This is a genomic window from Arthrobacter tecti, from assembly GCF_054511355.1.
Genome location: NZ_JBTNCT010000001.1, coordinates 1 through 16,136 on the forward strand (window position 1 = coordinate 1; position 16,136 = coordinate 16,136).

Here is a 16,136-nt window from a genome sequence, read left to right on the forward strand (position 1 = left end):
ACTGCAGGACAGAACAATACGCGAGCGCAAAGCCAGCGCCTGTGATGATTTGGCACGACGGGCCCACCGGGTCAGGGTCTGGCGTTCATCATCAGTCAGTGTCAGTTCGGCTTTGGGGCGACCGGTTCGTGGCATACCCCATTCTACAACTTATAGAACTAATTTACGGCGCAGGACACTAGGTGCTGACAGGACGAACGAGGGACGGAAGGTCACAGGAAATGGTTTCGGCTGCCGGGAGGATGAGAGGATTGCGATATGGCCAGCCTCTCCACCAACACGTCCGAGCTCGCCTTTCCCGACCCGCAGGTGGTTTCCGACCTCAGGACCTTTGTGGGGCGTGCGCGGGCAGCTGAAGACGGGGCCGTCCGACTGCAGGCGTCATCGAACGTCCTTGCGGCCTACGTCTGCATTCTCGGACCACGGATCCTCGGCGAAGCAACTCCCACCGTCCTGGGCCTGCGGACCATGCCCCTGGTCGCGGCAAGCCGGCTCGACACCACTGTCGCTCTTGCATCGGTGGCTGACCGTCTCGCGCGCATGGACGACGGCGACCTCGTCCTGTCTGTGCCTCCCACCACGGTGACCGAGACCTGGGCCGGAGTGCTGCCGCCGCGCTCGGGGTGGCGCCCTGCCGGTACGGTTCCAACGGATGCCCTGCTCGATCATGCGCGGGAAGGAATTCGCGAGATCGCCCAAAGCGTACCAAGCAACCACGGAGCGATCATCGTGAACAACGCCCGCGGAGCAGTGTGGGGCCGCAATGTAGCCGAGGTTTCAACGGGGCTTCCCGCCGGGGCCGCATTCGGGGCTTTTGCACTTGGCTTCTGCGTGCCCGGAACGCAGACGAACGTGTTCACGAACGGGCGCTGGACAAGGCTCAGTACCCCGGGCGGGCACATCCTCGTTCGGCGCGCCGCCGTCCTCTGAACACAGCTCGGGTGATCATCCTGCGTTAGGCCGAGTTCACCATGGAATGGGCCGCGCGCTCGAGGTAATCCCACAGTGTGGCCTCGTGAAGCGGCGAAAGTTCGAGCGAATCGACGGCGTCACGCATATGCGCCAGCCAGCGGTCACGGGCCACAGGCGTCACCTGGAACGGCTGGTGGCGCATCCGCAGACGAGGGTGGCCACGCTGCTCACCGTAGGCCTTGGGGCCGCCCCAGTACTGCTCCAGGAAAAGGAGCAGCCGCTTCTTCGCCGGCCCGAGGTCCTCTTCGGGGTACATCGGCCGGAGCAGTTCGTCACCCGCGACACCGTCATAGAACACGTCCACCAGACGGACGAACGTCTCGTGGCCGCCCACGGCTTCGTAGAAATTGTCGGTGTAGGAGGGCTGGTCAAAGCGTGGTCCAACAGGCGTCAGCCGGGCTATCGGCTCCCCGAATCGGGAGGGTATGGGAATTTGTCCCGGTGTTTGATCACTCACGGGGCTTCAGCCTTTCCATCCTCGGTTACGGGCGCAACGTAGTTTCCTTGGGACCTGTTGCCCACCTTCATGATGTCACCGTTCCGGACGTACCAGATGGCGCCGTTCTCATCGACCAGGCGGGTGATACGCAACCCAACGGATTGAACCACTCCTACGGTGTCGCCGATCTCAATCGTGTCACCGATGCCGTACTGATCCTCGATCGTGATGAAGAAGCCAAGAAAGGCGTCACGGATCACTTCGCGGGCGCCGAAGCCGATCGCGATGCCCACAATGCCGACACTCGCGAGGATAGGCCCGATCTCCACGCCCAGCTCCCCGAGAGCGGTCATTACGGCGATGACCGCGATAGTCACGGCAGTTACGCTGCGCAGCAAGGCACCTATGGTCTCCGCGCGCTGCTCCCGCCGTTTGTGGTCGAGGTTGCGGAGCACCGGGTGAGCCCACCGGAAATGTGGCTTCTTGAACATCTCGTAACCGTTCTTGACCCGCCGAACCGAGCGGTTGATCAGTACACGGAGCGCGAGCCAGAGGAGGAACGCGGCCAGCAGAATCAATGCGGCAGCAATCACGTTCCCGCCGTATCCAAGCTGGTCCAGGAACTGCATAGGGACACCTCTCACTGAAAGCGCGCCGACAAGTTGCGCAATGGAAGCCCGCGGTTCTTCGGGCAGGTCAAGGTTACCGTCGTAGGCTGGCTGTATGCGCATTCTGGTCTTGGGTGGCACCGTCTTCCTTTCCCGTGCGGTGGCTGCAGCGGCGCTGCAGGCGGGCCTGGACGTTACCTGCTTCGCCCGCGGAATCCACGGTTCTCCACCGCGGGGAGTCCGCTTCGTCCGAGGGGACCGGGACGGTGCGGATGCTTACAGCAATCTGCGGGAGAAGTGGGACGCCGTCGTCGACGTGACCAGCGAGCCCCGGCACGCCAGGGAAGCCGCAACCGCGCTGGGAAGCGATGCGGGGCACTGGACGTTCGTGTCCAGTTGCTCTGTGTATGCAGACCAGGGCACGCCGGGACAGGACGAGTCGGCGGCTATTCTCTCAGCGTACGACGGCGAGGGGCCGGCGCCGAGGGAGAAGTACGGGGAGGCGAAGGTCGCCTGCGAGCAGATCTACGCAAGGGCATTGGGCGATCGTGCACACATCGTTCGTCCCGGCTTGATCTGCGGGGCGGGCGACGGAAGCGACCGCTTCGGTTATTGGCCCGCCCGGCTCGCACGCGGCGGCACGGTGATCGCACCGGACATCAGAAAGGCTGCTACCCAGACCATCGACGTACGTGATCTTGCCGCCTGGATAGTTCGTTCGGCTGAAGCGGGCCTGACCGGTACCTTCAACGCGCTGGGACCGTCAGTATCCTTTGGAGACCTGCTTGCGAGAGTTGGAGTGATCACGGAGTTCGCCGGCGAGTTCCGTTGGTGCGCGCCATCGTGGTTGGCGCGGCAAGGCGTATCCTACTGGGCCGGGCCCGACTCGCTGCCGCACTGGCTTCCTGAGGGCTTCGACGGGTTTGCAACGCGCTCCGCTGCTGCTGCACTTCGCAGTGGACTTATCCTGCGCCCGGTGGAGGAGACCATCGGGGAAGTGCTCGGTGATGAGCTGGACCGCGGTCTCGACCGGGAAAGAAAGTCGGGCCTCACGCCGGAGACAGAGCAACGGCTGGTCGGACAAACGGCGGTTTCCTAGCGTTGCCCGCTTTCAACCGTTTCGACGAGCACAACTGGTTCGTGCCGGACCGGAAAATTCACTGAGCGTCCAATGAAACAGGCGGCCGCGGCGTCGTGGTGGATGGACTGCGCGGTGTGCTTGCCCGTGGCGCCCTGAATAGTGACGCGCGGCTTCAGGGTGACGCTCACAAATTCGCCGCTTCCATCTGGGTTTAGTCTCATGACGCCCTCAGCAGCATCCTCGTAGCCGACCACGACGACGTCGTTCTTCGCCGCCATGTGCAGGTAGGACAGCATGTGGCACTGGGAAAGAGCGGCAAGGAGTAGTTGCTCGGGATTCCAGCGTGCCGCGTTGCCGTGGAACGTCGGGTCAGCGGAACCTTCGATCTCCGGTACGCCCGCAGAAGACACCTTGTGGTCGCGGCTGTAGGACCGGTAACTGGTGGTTCCCTCCCCGCGGTTTCCGGTCCAGACGACATCCACCCGGTAATGGTGTTCGGAGAGGTTCATACGCTCAAGGTACACCGATTGCCCGGGGTCAGGGTTACCAATCCCGGGCAATCTGTAGGGGCGTACTTACTTGTCTGCGGCCTGCGCCCGGAGTGCGCGTGCCACCCCGTCCCGATTCTCCAGCGTGAGTCGGCGCAGCGACGCGAGATCGGTGTCGAGGGTACCCAGGAAGGCCTCCGTCGCATCCAGTGTCGCCTGGTTGGTCTGGCGTGCCGGATACAGTCCCACGATGATCTGCTGAGCAATCTCGTGTGTGCGGGTGGCCCAGACATCCTTTGCAGCGGCGAAGTACTTTTCGGCGAAAGGCTCGAGCAGGGCAGTGTCATGCACCCGGGTGAAACCTGCAATGGCAGAACGTTGCGCCGCATTGGGCATGTCCGAGCTTTCAACGATGGCTGCCCATGCGGCGGCCTTGCCCTCCGCTGTGGGAATGGCTGCTTTTGCGTGGGCAGCGGCCAGTGCACCTGTGGCGGTCGCGTCCCGTTCCAGCTCGGCGTCGATGTCCCTCTGCGTCTTGCGCCCGCCTACCACCAGTGAGGTCAGCAACTCCCACCGGAGATCGGCGTCGACGGCAAGACCCGCGGGTACTTCCGAACCGTCCAGCATGGACGCGACCGTGTCCAGCTGGGAGCCGGTCTGCGCATGTCCGGCGAATGCCTTGACGAACTGGAGCTGCGAGTCGGATCCTGGAGCAGCTCCGCGTGCAAGATCCCACAGGCTGTCAGCCGCCGCGACCTCCATAGCCTGACGGTCATCCCGGTTGACGTAGAACGTCAACGTGGTTGCGAGTTGGCGCAGCAGCACCAGAACCACGGAGGAGTCCGATTCTGAGGCGATGTTCTGCAGGATCAGCTCGACATAATCGCGTGCGGGTGTCTCACCGTCCCTCGCAGCATCCCACGCCGAAGCCCACACCAGGGTCCGGGGGAGCGATTCGCTGAAGTCCTTCAGATGACGGGTTGCCGTGCGCAGGGAGTGCTCGTCGAGGCGGATCTTCGCATAGGCGAGATCATCGTCATTCAGGAGCACGAGGTGCGGGCGTCGAAGGCCGAGAAGATCCGGCACGTCAGTGCTTTCGCCCGCGACATCGAGCTCCACCCGATGGGAACGCTCCAGCTTTCCATCGTCGTTGAGGTTGTAGAAGCCGATCGCCAGCCGGTGCGGCCGGATTGTGGGAAAGTCCGCGATAGCCGACTGCAGCACAGCGAAGGAGGTGATAACGCCGTCGTCGTAACCGATGTCGGCACGCAGGGTGTTCACGCCGGCTGTTTCCAGCCACTGCGCGGACCATTCCTTGAGATCCCGGCCGCTCGCCTTTTCCAGCTCCGTCAGCAGGTCGGAGAGTTCGGTATTCGACCAGGCGTGTTTCGAGAAGTACTCACGCACCCCCTGCATGAAATGGTCCTGCCCAACCCAGGCAACGAGCTGCTTCAGTACTGAGGCGCCCTTGGCGTAGGTGATGCCGTCGAAATTGACCTGCACGTCCTCGAGGTCGTTGATCGGAGCGACGATCGGGTGGGTGGACGGCAGCTGGTCCTGGCGGTACGCCCACGCCTTCTCAAGCGAAGCGAAGGTGGTCCATGACTGGGTGAACTCGGTCGCTTCGGCCGAGGCGAGTGTGGACATGAATTCAGCGAAGGACTCGTTGAGCCACAGGTCATTCCACCAGCGCATGGTAACGAGGTCGCCGAACCACATGTGTGCCAGCTCGTGAAGGATGGTGATGGCCCGGCGTTCGATCGTGGCCTCGGTGACCCGGGAGCGGAAGACATAACTTTCAAGGAAGGTGACGGCTCCGGCGTTCTCCATGGCGCCCGCGTTGAACTCGGGGACGAACAGCTGGTCGTACTTCTCGAAGGGGTACGGCGTGCCGAACTGTGTCTCGAAGAATTCGAAGCCCTGGCGCGTGAGCTTGAAGACGTTCTCGGCGTCCAGATGCTGCATCAGGGACTTTCGCGCGAAGACGCCCAGCGGGATGGTGCGGCCGTCCGAACTGGTCAGCTCACTGCGTACCGCCTGGTACGGTCCGGCGATGAGAGCCGTCACGTACGAGGAGAGTACGGGGGTCGGTTCGAAGGCCCAGGTTGAGCGGGCACCGCCGTCCTCTGCGGAGCCTGCTTCGACCGGCGCGGGCGTGGGTGAGTTGGAGATGACGTCCCAGTGCGACGGCGCCGTCACGGTGAAACGGAAGGTTGCCTTCAGGTCGGGCTGCTCGAACACCGCAAAGACGCGGCGTGAGTCAGGCACTTCGAACTGGGTGTACAGGTAGACCTCGTTGTCCACCGGGTCCACGAACCGGTGAAGGCCCTCACCGGTGTTCATATAGAGCATGTCGGCGTCGACAACCAGTTCGTTAGACGCCGCGAGATTGTCGAGCCGGATGCGGACGCCGTCGGCCACATCGTCGACGTTGAGGTCAACGCCATTGAGGGTGACGCGGTGCACCGCGGAGGTGACTGCGTCGATGAAGGTCGACGAACCCTGTTCGGCGTCGAAGGACACGACGGTCGTCGAGCCGAAAACGGAATCGCCACGGGTGAGATCAAGGTTGATGGCGTAGCTGTGGACGCTGACTGTGGCCGCGCGCTGGCGTGCTTCGTCCCGCGTCAGGTTCATACCTGGCAAGGTGCTGCCTCCGAGAGTGGGGGGTGGATCTGGCCGCGGAATGGTGCGGTGTGACCCACCTTACGCGTCAACCGCGCCCCTTCACCATCCGGGACTGCGGGCGCCGGCCAAGCCAGCAAGTACTCTTAGGTCGAAGAAATGCACGCTCTTTCGAATGGATCTTCTACATGCGCGTTCACATCGCAACCGACCACGCCGGCATGGAACTCAGTGCCCACCTCGTCCGCCACCTCAGTGGCAAGGGATACGAGATGGTGGACCACGGCCCCGCCGAATATGACGCCGAGGACGACTACCCGGCGTTCTGCATCAACGCAGCCCTCGCTGTGGTCGATGACCAACTGGGCGGACTGGACTCCCTCGGCATTGTGCTTGGCGGCTCCGGCAACGGCGAACAGATCGCGGCGAACAAGGTGCGCGGCGTGCGGGCTGCGCTGGCGTGGAACCTGGATACCGCAAGGTTGGCCCGCGAGCATAATGACGCCAACGTCGTGGCGCTCGGTGGACGCCAGCACTCCCTGGAGGAGGCCACGGAGATCGTTGAGGCCTTCCTCGCCGAACCGTTCAGCGGTGCCGAGCGCCATGTCCGGCGCATCAGCAAGATCGCCGCCTACGAGACCACCGGCGAAGTCCTCCCATAGTGCCCGAAGGTCATTCCATCCACCGCTTGGCGCAACAGTTCGAGTCGGTTTTTGCGGGCAAGCAGCTGGCGGTGAGCAGTCCGCAGGGCCGCTTCCAGGCTGGAGCCGAACGCATCGACGGGACCGTCCTGACGAACGCGCGCGCTCACGGCAAGCAACTCTTTCTCGAGTTCGACAACGACCTCGTGCTGCGTGTCCACCTTGGACTGTATGGAGCGTGGAGCTTCGGTGGGGACAGTTCGTTCCGTGGGGCCTCAAGCATCGGTGCGCCCCGGCGGATAGGTGAGCAGGAAAGTCGCGACGACGACGACGGCGGCTATGCGGGTCCGCCGGCACCGGTTGGCGCGGTGAGGGTCAGGCTGGTGTCGGACAGCGGCTGGGCCGATCTTCGCGGACCCACAGCTTGTGAGGTCATTACGCCGGGCGAGCGTGCCGCCGTCGTCGCCAAGCTGGGTCCGGATCCGCTCAACGTGGACTCCGACGCCACCGAGTTCGTTACACGGATACGCCGGACACGGACCAGTGTTGGTCTGTCGCTGATGAATCAGGCTGTGGTGTCCGGCGTCGGAAACGTCTACCGGGCCGAAGCGCTCTTCAGGCGTCGAATCAATCCATGGTTGGCAGGACTCTCACTCGGCGAAGAGGAAGCCCTCGCCCTATGGGCTGACCTCGAAGTCCTGATGGCTGACGGAGTCCGAATCGGCAGGATTATTACGACGGCGCCCAGCCATCGCTCCAGGCCGGTTGCCGATGGCGGCCTCGTTCCCGTGGATGACGCGCATTACGTCTACAAGAGGACCGGGCTTGATTGCAGAATTTGCCACACGAGTGTCTCGATGAGCGAGATGGGTGCCCGCAAGTTGTACTGGTGTCCGCGCTGTCAGGCTGCGTAAGGCGGAATTCGGGGAGGAAGTGGAGGGGATGACGGGAATCGAACCCGCGTAATCAGTTTGGAAGACTGAGGCTTTACCATTAAGCTACATCCCCGGAACCGGCTGAACTATGCTTTCCGTGCGGTTTGAAGCGCCGCGGGCCTGCCATGGGCCGGAACGGATATAACTACATCATAAGGCGGCTCGAATTTCCAAATGTGCAACGGAGCACTTTCTTTCGTAGACTTGCCTCTGCACTTACGGGGTGTAGCTCAGCTTGGTAGAGCGCCTGCTTTGGGAGCAGGAAGTCGCAGGTTCAACTCCTGTCACCCCGACTCTGTATTAGACGGTGCAGAACATGTATTGAAACTGTGCAGAATCCTACGCGGGATGTGTATACCCGGTGCAGAACCGATCCCTATCATTCAGGAGTACTAGGCTGTGAAGAGCGCTGTCGAAAATCTCACTCCCACGCGAGTGAAGCTCAACGTGGAGGTCCCTTTCGAGGAACTCCAGCCGAACATCGAAGCTGCCTACAAGACCATCGCCGGCCAGGTGCAGGTTCCGGGTTTCCGCAAGGGCCACGTTCCCAACAAGCTCATCGACCAGCGTGTGGGTCGCGGCTACGTCATCGAGACGGCAATCAACGACGGACTGAACGGCTTCTACCAGAACGCCGTCCAGGAGACGAAGATTCGTCCGCTGAGCCGGCCCGAGGTTGAAATCACCGAGGTTCCTGATCCCTCCGCCCAGGACGGCCAGCTCCTGTTCACAGTTGAACTGGACATTCGACCGGAGGTCGAGCTTCCCGACTATTCCGGTCTCAAGGTCGCCGTTGAGGCAACCGAGGCAACCGATGAAGACATCACCAAGGCACTGGATGAGCTGCGCGGCCGCTTCGGCACGCTCAAGGACGTGGACCGTCCCGCAGCCGACGGGGACTTCCTGACCATCGATCTGACCGCGAAGATCGACGGCGAGGACGTCGATTCCGCAGCGGACATCTCTTACCAGATCGGGTCCGGGACCATGCTGGAAGGCATGGATGAGGCAGTGACCGGCCTGAGCGAGGGAGAATCGGCAACCTTCGAGACAAAGCTTGCCGGCGGCGAGCACACAGGTAAGGACGCCCAGGTCACCGTGATCGTAAAGGCAGTCAAGGAACGCGAACTCCCAGAAGCGGACGACGACTTCGCGCAGCTGGCCAGCGAGTTCGACACCATCGGTGAGCTGCGCGAGGATCTGGCGAAGCGTGCGGCCGAAGACAAGCTTGTAGAGCAGGGCGTCGAGGCCCGGGACAAGGTTCTGGAGAAGCTCCTGGAACTCGTGGAGGTCCCTGTTCCCGGCTCCGTGATCGAGGACCAGCTCGAGCAGCACTTCAATTCCGAGAACAGCCACTCGGCTGCGGAGGATCACGACACCGAAGAGCACCGCGAGGAGATTCGTAAGAACACCGAACAGGCTTTCCGCAACGAGATCGTTCTCGACGCTGTAGCTGAAAAGGAAGAAATCGGTGTCAGCCAGAACGAGCTGATTGACTACATTGTCAGCTCAGCGAGCCAGTACGGCATGGACCCCAACCAGTTCGCGCAAATGCTTGACCAGAGCGGCCAGGTTCCCATGATTGTGGGCGAGGTCCGCCGTCGTAAGGCGCTCGCGAAGGTACTTGAACTCGCCGTCGTTACCGACAGTGAGGGTCAGACTGTGGACCTGACTGATTTCGTGCGCCCTGCAGGTGCTGACGAGTCGGGATCACCGGAGGATGCGGCGGAAGCATCTTCATCCGACGCCGGTGACGCTGCAGAGAACGGCGCCGGAACCGAGGAGTCCGTAACGGAAAACGAAGCGGAAACCAAGAAGTCCTAACGCCCTGCGCATTCGGTGCCGTCAGCTCAAGTAGCTGGCGGCACTGCGCGTTTAAGTGATGTTTCAAAAGCGTCCGCGGTGATGTCCGATGCTTGATGCGCCGTCAGCGAACAGCTGTTGGAGCGGGAGCAAACACGCCGTCAAACAGGTTAGTGTCCAGTGAGAGATAAACCTGAGTGAGAGGTCAATCAGCAATGGCAACCGAACCCACCATCCCGACCATGGCAACTGTTGATCCGGCCAGCCGTGACGACTACATCTATAACCGGCTCCTCAAGGAGCGCATCATCTGGCTTGGCTCCGAGGTGAGGGACGAGAACGCCAATGCGATCTGCTCGCAGCTGCTTCTCCTGTCGGCGGAAGATCCGGACAAGGACATCTTCCTCTACATCAACTCTCCGGGCGGCTCGGTGACAGCAGGCATGGCCATCTACGACACCATGCAGTTCATCCCGAACGATGTGGTCACCGTTGCCACCGGACTGGCGGCCTCAATGGGGCAGTTCCTGCTTTCCTCCGGCACCAAGGGCAAGCGTTATGCCACGCCGCACGCACGCATCCTCATGCACCAGCCGTCGGGCGGTATCGGCGGAACAGCATCCGACATTCGCATTCAGGCGGAGCTGATCCTCCATATGAAGAAGGTCATGGCGGAATTGACTGCGGAACAGACCGGGCAGAGCGTGGAGACAATTCTCAAGGACAATGACAGGGATAAGTGGTTCACCGCCCAGGACGCACTGGAGTACGGGTTCTTCGACCACATCTCGGCGCACGCCGGTTCCGTTTCCGGCGGCGGCGGTACAAGCCGCGACTGACCGCTCCCGTCCCACTTCCCTAACCTGATAACAGGAGGCACAATGAACCACAGTTTTCACACCGAAGCCGGGGGCAGCGCCGGACAGCTCCCCACCAGCCGCTACGTGCTGCCGCAGTTCGAGGAGCGCACACCCTACGGCTTCAAGCGCCAGGACCCTTATACCAAGCTGTTCGAAGACCGCATTATCTTCCTTGGCGTGCAGGTTGATGACGCCTCTGCGGATGACGTCATGGCACAGCTCCTGGTTCTGGAGTCCACTGACCCTGAACGCGACATCACGCTGTATATCAACTCTCCCGGCGGCTCCTTCACCGCCATGACGGCGATCTACGACACGATGCAGTTCATCCGGCCCGAAATCCAGACAGTTTGCCTGGGCCAGGCGGCAAGTGCTGCCGCAGTGCTGCTGGCTGCCGGAGCTCCGGGCAAGCGGCTCGCCCTCCCCAATGCGCGAGTGCTGATTCACCAGCCTGCGCTGGGCGGCGGTCAGGGCGGCCAGGCATCCGACCTCGAGATTCAGGCGAATGAGGTCATGCGCATGCGTACCTGGCTCGAAGACACGCTGGCGTTGCACAGCGGAAAGTCGTCGGAGCAGGTCAACGCTGACATCGAGCGTGACAAAATCCTGACTGCAGCTGACGCCAAGGCATATGGTCTGGTGGATGAGGTGCTGACCTCCCGCAAGATCACGCCTCCGAAGATCAATAAGCCGTAACTTACGCTCACACCCCCGTGACCTTTCGCATCGGCGGAGGGCCACGGGGTGTGAGGTTGCTGATTCACAGCACCAAGTGGCCTAGAGTGGAACTTAGTCGACGCATGGAGACCGTCCCATCAGCAGCTGCTGGTAGCGGCCGAAGACTCAAAGCGACACTGAGGACCACGTTAGGGGACTGACACATGGCTCGCATTGGTGAGAGCACCGATCTACTCAAGTGCTCTTTCTGTGGCAAAAGCCAGAAGCAGGTCCGGAAGCTTATCGCCGGGCCGGGCGTATATATCTGCGACGAGTGCATCGAACTCTGCAACGAGATCATTGAGGAAGAGCTCTCTGAGGTAGCCGATCTGGGCACCTTCGAATTGCCAAAGCCCCGGGAGATCTTCGATTTCCTGCAGGAGTACGTCATTGGTCAGGAGCCGGCAAAACGTTCCCTGGCGGTGGCCGTGTACAACCATTACAAGCGCATCCAGTCCGGTCACACGCCGCGCGCGTCAGCCAATCTCTCTGATGCGGCACCGGCTGAAGATGTTGAAATTGCCAAATCGAACATCCTCCTGATCGGACCTACCGGGTGCGGCAAGACCTATCTCGCCCAGACCCTCGCACGCCGACTGAATGTCCCCTTCGCTGTCGCTGACGCCACTGCCCTTACTGAAGCCGGGTATGTCGGTGAGGACGTAGAGAACATCCTGCTCAAACTGATCCAGGCCGCCGACTATGACGTCAAGAAGGCCGAGCAGGGAATCATCTATATCGATGAAATAGACAAGATCTCGCGCAAGAGTGAGAACCCCTCCATCACCCGCGATGTCTCAGGCGAAGGCGTGCAGCAAGCGCTCCTGAAGATTCTTGAAGGTACCGTTGCGTCGGTGCCCCCGCAGGGCGGGCGCAAGCACCCGCATCAGGAGTTTATTCAAATCGACACCACCAACGTGCTGTTTATCGTCGCGGGGGCATTTGCAGGCCTTGAGGAGATCATCGGTTCGAGGGCAGGCCGCAAGGGCATCGGCTTTGGAGCGCCGCTGAGTTCGCTCAAGAACGAGGAAGCAAGCTACGGCGACGTGATGCCCGAGGACCTGCTCAAGTTCGGCCTGATCCCGGAGTTCATCGGCCGCTTGCCGGTCATTACTACAGTCACCCACCTGGACCGGCCCGCCCTGATGCAGATCCTTACTGAGCCGAAGAACGCACTGATCAAGCAATACCAGAAGATGTTTGCACTGGATGGGGTGGAACTGACGTTCGAGCCACAGGCGCTCGAAGCAATCGCTGATCAGGCACTGGAGCGTGGCACGGGTGCACGTGGCCTGAGGGCGATCATGGAAGAAGTGCTGCTCCCGGTGATGTTCGATCTTCCTAGCCGCGAGGACATCGCCACGGTGGTGATCACGGCAGCTGTCGTCGACAAGACCGCGGAGCCCACGCTGATCTCGCACGACGTCGTCGCGAAGCGGCGTAACAAGTCCGCGTAGTCCGCACACCGTCGGGGAATACTGCCGAATCAGCGTGGGTTGGCATCAGAGATGGCACCGATCGGGTGACCTGCTAATCCTGCGACCAAGGAGATTCCTCTATGACCGCTGTTGCTGAAACCACCAAGACCGCAGACTTCTGGTTTGATCCCATCTGTCCGTTTGCCTGGATCACGTCACGCTGGATCGGCGAGGTCGAGAAGGTTCGGGACGTTTCGGTGGCCTGGCACGTCATGAGTCTTTCGGTCCTGAATGAAGGACGCGATCTGCCTGAGGATTACCGGAAGGGTATGGACGAGGCCTGGGGGCCGGTGCGCGTCATCATCGCGGCTGCGCAACTTCACGGCGAAGACAATATCAAGAAGCTTTACGACGCCATGGGCACACGCATTCATAACGGAGAAAACAAGGATTACCAGGCAGTGATCCGCGAATCGCTTGCGGAGGTGGGCCTCCCAGCCTCGCTTGCCGACCATGCGTCCTCCGACGAGTACGACGACGCCCTTCGCGCTTCCCACGAGGAAGGGATCAGCAAGGTCGGCGACGAGGTTGGAACTCCTGTTGTCGCCTTCAACGGCACCGCCTTCTTCGGACCTGTCCTGACCCGCATCCCGAGGGGCGAGGAGGCGGGACGCATTTTCGATGGTGCCGTGATGATGGCCGAGTTCCCTGAATTCTTCGAACTCAAGCGCTCCCGCACCTCAAGCCCGTCCTTCGACTAAGTCCGAAACCGGCTTGGATAGCCGGCCGGAGAATGTTTGAGGCCCCTCAACGCAAGTGCGTTGGGGGGCCTCAACCATGCCGCATCAGCAGGTTGTCAGGAGACGTTCCCGGTTTCTTCGCTGGGCGCGAGCTGCACGTCGCTCACCGTCAATTCGCCATCGCGCACCAGCAGTTCGAGCGAACTGGCGTTACCGGCGGCGCAGAGGTCCGAGCGCGCTGCATCGAGCTGGCGCACTTGCGATTCGGAACCGGTGATGACGGCAGATAGCACCTCGGTGCGCTGCTTGACCTTTGCTTCGGACTTGGCCTTGCGGAGACCGCCTAGGGCCGCGCCTACCGTTGGGAGAAGCCCGGTGTCGGCCTCCAAAGCTGCCGCAGCGAAGTTCCCGGAAGCGGGCCAGGCCGCCTGATGCACTGATCCCCGCCGCCACCAGCTCCAGACCTCCTCGGTCGCGAACGGGAGAACCGGTGCGAACAGGCGGAGCAGAGCATCGAGCGTGGTTGCGAGCGCGCCAAGTACCGATGCCTTCTCCGCCTCCCCGACACTGCCGTAAGCACGGTCCTTGATCAGTTCGACGTAATCGTCCGTGAAGGACCAGAAGAAGGTTTCGCTCAGTTGCAGTGCTCGCGCATAGTCGTACTTCCCGAAAGCGGCTGTCGCCTGCGCGATGACCTCGTCGAGGGAGGCCAGCAGCGAACGGTCGAGCGGGTTGGTGACGGCCGGGGCGTTTCCGATAGCAACGTCGGCTTCAGTAGCTCCCAGGTTGAGTACGAACTTCGACGCGTTCAGCAACTTGATGGCCAGTCGTCGGCCAATCTTCATCTGGGCGATCTCGTAAGCGGTGTCCGCCCCAAGCTTCGCGGAAGCTGCCCAGTAACGCACGGCGTCGGAACCGAACTGTTCCAGGGCGTCAGTCGGGACAACAACGTTCCCCTTCGACTTGGACATCTTCTTGCGGTCCGGATCAAGGATCCATCCGGAGATCGCCGCATGCTTCCAGGGAGCGGAATCAAGCAGCGAATCCGCACGGACCACGGAGGAAAAGAGCCAGGTCCGGATGATGTCGTGTGCCTGCGGCCGCAGGTCGAACGGGTACACGGCTGCGAAGAGGTCTTCATCCCTGGACCAGCCGCCGATGATCTGGGGCGAGAGCGACGACGTGGCCCAGGTGTCAAGCACATCGGGGTCGCCCATAAATCCGCCCGGCTCTCCGCGCTGCGATTCGTCGTAGCCGGGCGCCGGTTCGGCGGCCGGGTCGACCGGGAGCATCTCGTCCAAGGGCAGGATCGGATTCTCATAATCCGGCTCACCGGCCTCGTCCAGTGCGTACCAGACTGGAAACGGCACGCCGAAGAATCGCTGGCGGGAAATCAACCAATCGCCGTTGAGTCCTTCAATCCAGTTCTCGAACCGGCTGCGCATGAACGAGGGATGGAAATCGATCTCACGACCGCGGGCGATGAGGCGTTCCCGGCGGTCGGCGTCGCGTCCGCCGTTGCGGACGTACCACTGGCGGCTGGTCACCACCTCGAGTGGCTTGTCGCCCTTTTCGAAGAAGTTCACAGGGTGGGAGATCTTCTTCGGTTCGCCGTCAAGGAGCCCAGCCTCGGTGAGCATCTCCGCCACGGTTTCCTTGGACGAGAAGACGGTCTTCCCTGCGATCCGCGCGTAGTTCTCGCGGCCCGTCGTCGTCGTAATCCACTCCGGTATGTCCGCGAGGATGCGGCCGTCGCGGCCCACGATGGCGCGGGTGGGCAGCTCGAGTTCGCGCCACCAGGTGACGTCGGTCAGGTCGCCGAATGTGCACACCATTGCGATGCCGGCGCCCTTGTCCGGTTTTGCGAGCGCGTGCGCCTTGACTTCTACCTCCACACCGAATAACGGTGAGGTGACCTTCTGCCCGAAGTATGGCTGGTAACGCTCGTCGTCGGGGTGTGCAACGAGCGCCACACAGGCGGCAAGCAGTTCGGGACGGGTGGTCTCGATGTGGATCTTCGTGCCGTCCGCGGCTTCGAACGGGTACCGGTAGTAGGCGCCCGGCACCTCGCGGTCCTCGAGTTCGGCCTGGGCTACGGCGGTGCGGAACGTGACGTCCCAGAGGGTAGGCGCTTCGGCGAGGTAGGCGTCTCCCTGTTTGAGGTTGGCCAGGAACGCGCGCTGGGACACGGCGCGGGACGTCGAATCGATCGTGCGGTAGGTCAGGTTCCAGTCCACGGAAAGGCCGAGCGAGAGGAAGAGGTTCTCGAAGACCAATTCGTCCTCAACCGCCAGCTCCTCGCACAGTTCGATGAAGTTACGGCGCGAGATCACGTCGAAGTCGCGCTGGTTCTTGGCGGGCTGCGCGGGCGGCCGGTAACCGGTGTCGTAGGCGACAGTTGGATCGCAGCGCACACCATAGTAATTCTGGACGCGACGTTCGGTGGGCAGCCCGTTGTCGTCCCAACCCATGGGGTAGAAGACGTTCTTACCGTTCATCCGCTGGTAGCGGGCCATAACGTCGGTCTGGGTGTAGGAGAACACGTGTCCGACGTGCAGCGATCCGGAAGCTGTGGGAGGCGGTGTATCGATGGAGTAGACCTCTTCGCGGGAGGTCTCACGGTTGAAGGTATACGTTCCTTCTTCGCGCCAGCGCTTGTTCAGTGCGGCTTCCAACCCTTCGAGGGCGGGCTTCTCGGGAACGTTGATGGGGGCGGTTGTGGGCGTGTCTGTACCCTCGTTGTTGTGTGCCATGGGTCAATTGTTCCATGCGGACGCGCGGGTGCTCGCGGGTGTGCTCCACGCGGCCT

The 16,136-nt window shown here is 62.0% G+C and carries 14 protein-coding genes and 2 tRNA genes; 10 read left to right on the forward strand and 6 right to left on the reverse strand.

The window, feature by feature from the left end; all coding sequences use genetic code 11:
• Positions 1–258 precede the first annotated feature (258 nt).
• The gene (locus ACX80C_RS00005; protein ID WP_459324184.1) at positions 259–930 is read left to right on the forward strand and encodes a hypothetical protein; all 672 of its coding nucleotides are present in this window, start codon (positions 259–261) and stop codon (positions 928–930) included.
• Positions 931–955: 25 nt separating this feature from the next.
• On the opposite strand, the gene ACX80C_RS00010 is transcribed toward ACX80C_RS00005, so the two are convergent.
• Together ACX80C_RS00010 and ACX80C_RS00015 are read right to left on the reverse strand one after the other, a co-directional pair.
• The gene (locus ACX80C_RS00010) at positions 956–1,429 is read right to left on the reverse strand and encodes a globin (RefSeq protein WP_459324185.1); all 474 of its coding nucleotides are present in this window, start codon (positions 1,427–1,429) and stop codon (positions 956–958) included.
• On the reverse strand, positions 1,426–2,040 hold the full coding sequence (locus ACX80C_RS00015; protein WP_459324186.1) for a mechanosensitive ion channel family protein: 615 nt from the start codon (positions 2,038–2,040) through the stop codon (positions 1,426–1,428). The genes ACX80C_RS00010 and ACX80C_RS00015 overlap by 4 nt, the downstream gene beginning before the upstream one ends.
• Positions 2,041–2,134: 94 nt before the next feature.
• Here ACX80C_RS00015 and ACX80C_RS00020 point away from each other — a divergent pair, with 94 nt between their 5' ends.
• Positions 2,135–3,118, forward strand: coding sequence for an NAD-dependent epimerase/dehydratase family protein (locus ACX80C_RS00020; RefSeq protein WP_459324187.1), 984 nt, complete (start codon positions 2,135–2,137; stop codon positions 3,116–3,118).
• Here ACX80C_RS00020 and ACX80C_RS00025 read toward each other — a convergent pair.
• Positions 3,115–3,609 carry an OsmC family protein gene (locus ACX80C_RS00025; protein WP_459324188.1) on the reverse strand — a complete coding sequence of 165 codons (495 nt, stop codon included), beginning with the start codon at positions 3,607–3,609 and terminating at the stop codon, positions 3,115–3,117. The genes ACX80C_RS00020 and ACX80C_RS00025 overlap by 4 nt on opposite strands.
• A gap of 66 nt (positions 3,610–3,675) precedes the next feature.
• Complete coding sequence (gene pepN / locus ACX80C_RS00030; protein WP_459324189.1) at positions 3,676–6,225, reverse strand: aminopeptidase N; 2,550 nt, start codon at positions 6,223–6,225, stop codon at positions 3,676–3,678.
• A gap of 176 nt (positions 6,226–6,401) precedes the next feature.
• Here pepN and ACX80C_RS00035 point away from each other — a divergent pair, with 176 nt between their 5' ends.
• Together ACX80C_RS00035 and ACX80C_RS00040 are read left to right on the forward strand one after the other, a co-directional pair.
• A complete protein-coding gene (locus tag ACX80C_RS00035) occupies positions 6,402–6,875 on the forward strand; it encodes a ribose-5-phosphate isomerase (protein ID WP_459324190.1) in 474 nt (157 codons plus the stop codon).
• On the forward strand, positions 6,875–7,768 hold the full coding sequence (locus ACX80C_RS00040; RefSeq protein ID WP_459324191.1) for an Fpg/Nei family DNA glycosylase: 894 nt from the start codon (positions 6,875–6,877) through the stop codon (positions 7,766–7,768). Before ACX80C_RS00035 ends, ACX80C_RS00040 begins: the two co-directional genes overlap by 1 nt.
• Positions 7,769–7,788: 20 nt before the next feature.
• Here ACX80C_RS00040 and ACX80C_RS00045 read toward each other — a convergent pair.
• A tRNA-Gly gene (locus tag ACX80C_RS00045) sits at positions 7,789–7,862 on the reverse strand.
• Positions 7,863–8,008: 146 nt separating this feature from the next.
• On the opposite strand from ACX80C_RS00045, the gene ACX80C_RS00050 reads away from it, so the two are divergent.
• The 6 genes from ACX80C_RS00050 to ACX80C_RS00075 all read left to right on the forward strand — a co-directional run bounded on the left by ACX80C_RS00050 (position 8,009) and on the right by ACX80C_RS00075 (position 13,348).
• Positions 8,009–8,082 (forward strand) — tRNA-Pro (locus ACX80C_RS00050).
• A gap of 106 nt (positions 8,083–8,188) precedes the next feature.
• Positions 8,189–9,613: a trigger factor gene (gene tig, locus ACX80C_RS00055; RefSeq protein WP_459324192.1), complete on the forward strand. Its 1,425-nt coding sequence runs from the start codon at positions 8,189–8,191 to the stop codon at positions 9,611–9,613.
• Between the two features lie 221 nt (positions 9,614–9,834).
• Entirely contained in the window at positions 9,835–10,431 is a 597-nt protein-coding gene (locus tag ACX80C_RS00060; protein WP_167995921.1) for an ATP-dependent Clp protease proteolytic subunit, read from the forward strand.
• A gap of 42 nt (positions 10,432–10,473) precedes the next feature.
• Positions 10,474–11,148: an ATP-dependent Clp protease proteolytic subunit gene (locus ACX80C_RS00065; protein ID WP_459324193.1), complete on the forward strand. Its 675-nt coding sequence runs from the start codon at positions 10,474–10,476 to the stop codon at positions 11,146–11,148.
• 185 nt (positions 11,149–11,333) lie between these two features.
• The gene (gene clpX / locus ACX80C_RS00070) at positions 11,334–12,626 is read left to right on the forward strand and encodes an ATP-dependent Clp protease ATP-binding subunit ClpX (RefSeq protein ID WP_459324194.1); all 1,293 of its coding nucleotides are present in this window, start codon (positions 11,334–11,336) and stop codon (positions 12,624–12,626) included.
• A gap of 101 nt (positions 12,627–12,727) precedes the next feature.
• A complete protein-coding gene (locus ACX80C_RS00075; RefSeq protein WP_459324195.1) occupies positions 12,728–13,348 on the forward strand; it encodes a mycothiol-dependent nitroreductase Rv2466c family protein in 621 nt (206 codons plus the stop codon).
• Positions 13,349–13,443: 95 nt separating this feature from the next.
• On the opposite strand, the gene valS is transcribed toward ACX80C_RS00075, so the two are convergent.
• On the reverse strand, positions 13,444–16,080 hold the full coding sequence (gene valS, locus ACX80C_RS00080; RefSeq protein ID WP_459324196.1) for a valine--tRNA ligase: 2,637 nt from the start codon (positions 16,078–16,080) through the stop codon (positions 13,444–13,446).
• Positions 16,081–16,136: the final 56 nt, after the last annotated feature.

What these genes read in the sequence shown, in the direction of transcription:
- ACX80C_RS00005 (WP_459324184.1), top strand. Translation starts at nt 259, where the DNA reads ATGGCCAGCCTCTCCACCAACACGTCCGAGCTCGCCTTTCCCGACCCG.
- ACX80C_RS00015 (WP_459324186.1), bottom strand. Translation starts at nt 2,040, where the DNA reads ATGCAGTTCCTGGACCAGCTTGGATACGGCGGGAACGTGATTGCTGCC.
- ACX80C_RS00020 (WP_459324187.1), top strand. Translation starts at nt 2,135, where the DNA reads ATGCGCATTCTGGTCTTGGGTGGCACCGTCTTCCTTTCCCGTGCGGTG.
- ACX80C_RS00025 (WP_459324188.1), bottom strand. Translation starts at nt 3,609, where the DNA reads ATGAACCTCTCCGAACACCATTACCGGGTGGATGTCGTCTGGACCGGA.
- pepN (WP_459324189.1), bottom strand. Translation starts at nt 6,225, where the DNA reads ATGAACCTGACGCGGGACGAAGCACGCCAGCGCGCGGCCACAGTCAGC.
- ACX80C_RS00035 (WP_459324190.1), top strand. Translation starts at nt 6,402, where the DNA reads ATGCGCGTTCACATCGCAACCGACCACGCCGGCATGGAACTCAGTGCC.
- ACX80C_RS00060 (WP_167995921.1), top strand. Translation starts at nt 9,835, where the DNA reads ATGGCAACTGTTGATCCGGCCAGCCGTGACGACTACATCTATAACCGG.
- ACX80C_RS00065 (WP_459324193.1), top strand. Translation starts at nt 10,474, where the DNA reads ATGAACCACAGTTTTCACACCGAAGCCGGGGGCAGCGCCGGACAGCTC.
- clpX (WP_459324194.1), top strand. Translation starts at nt 11,334, where the DNA reads ATGGCTCGCATTGGTGAGAGCACCGATCTACTCAAGTGCTCTTTCTGT.
- ACX80C_RS00075 (WP_459324195.1), top strand. Translation starts at nt 12,728, where the DNA reads ATGACCGCTGTTGCTGAAACCACCAAGACCGCAGACTTCTGGTTTGAT.
- valS (WP_459324196.1), bottom strand. Translation starts at nt 16,080, where the DNA reads ATGGCACACAACAACGAGGGTACAGACACGCCCACAACCGCCCCCATC.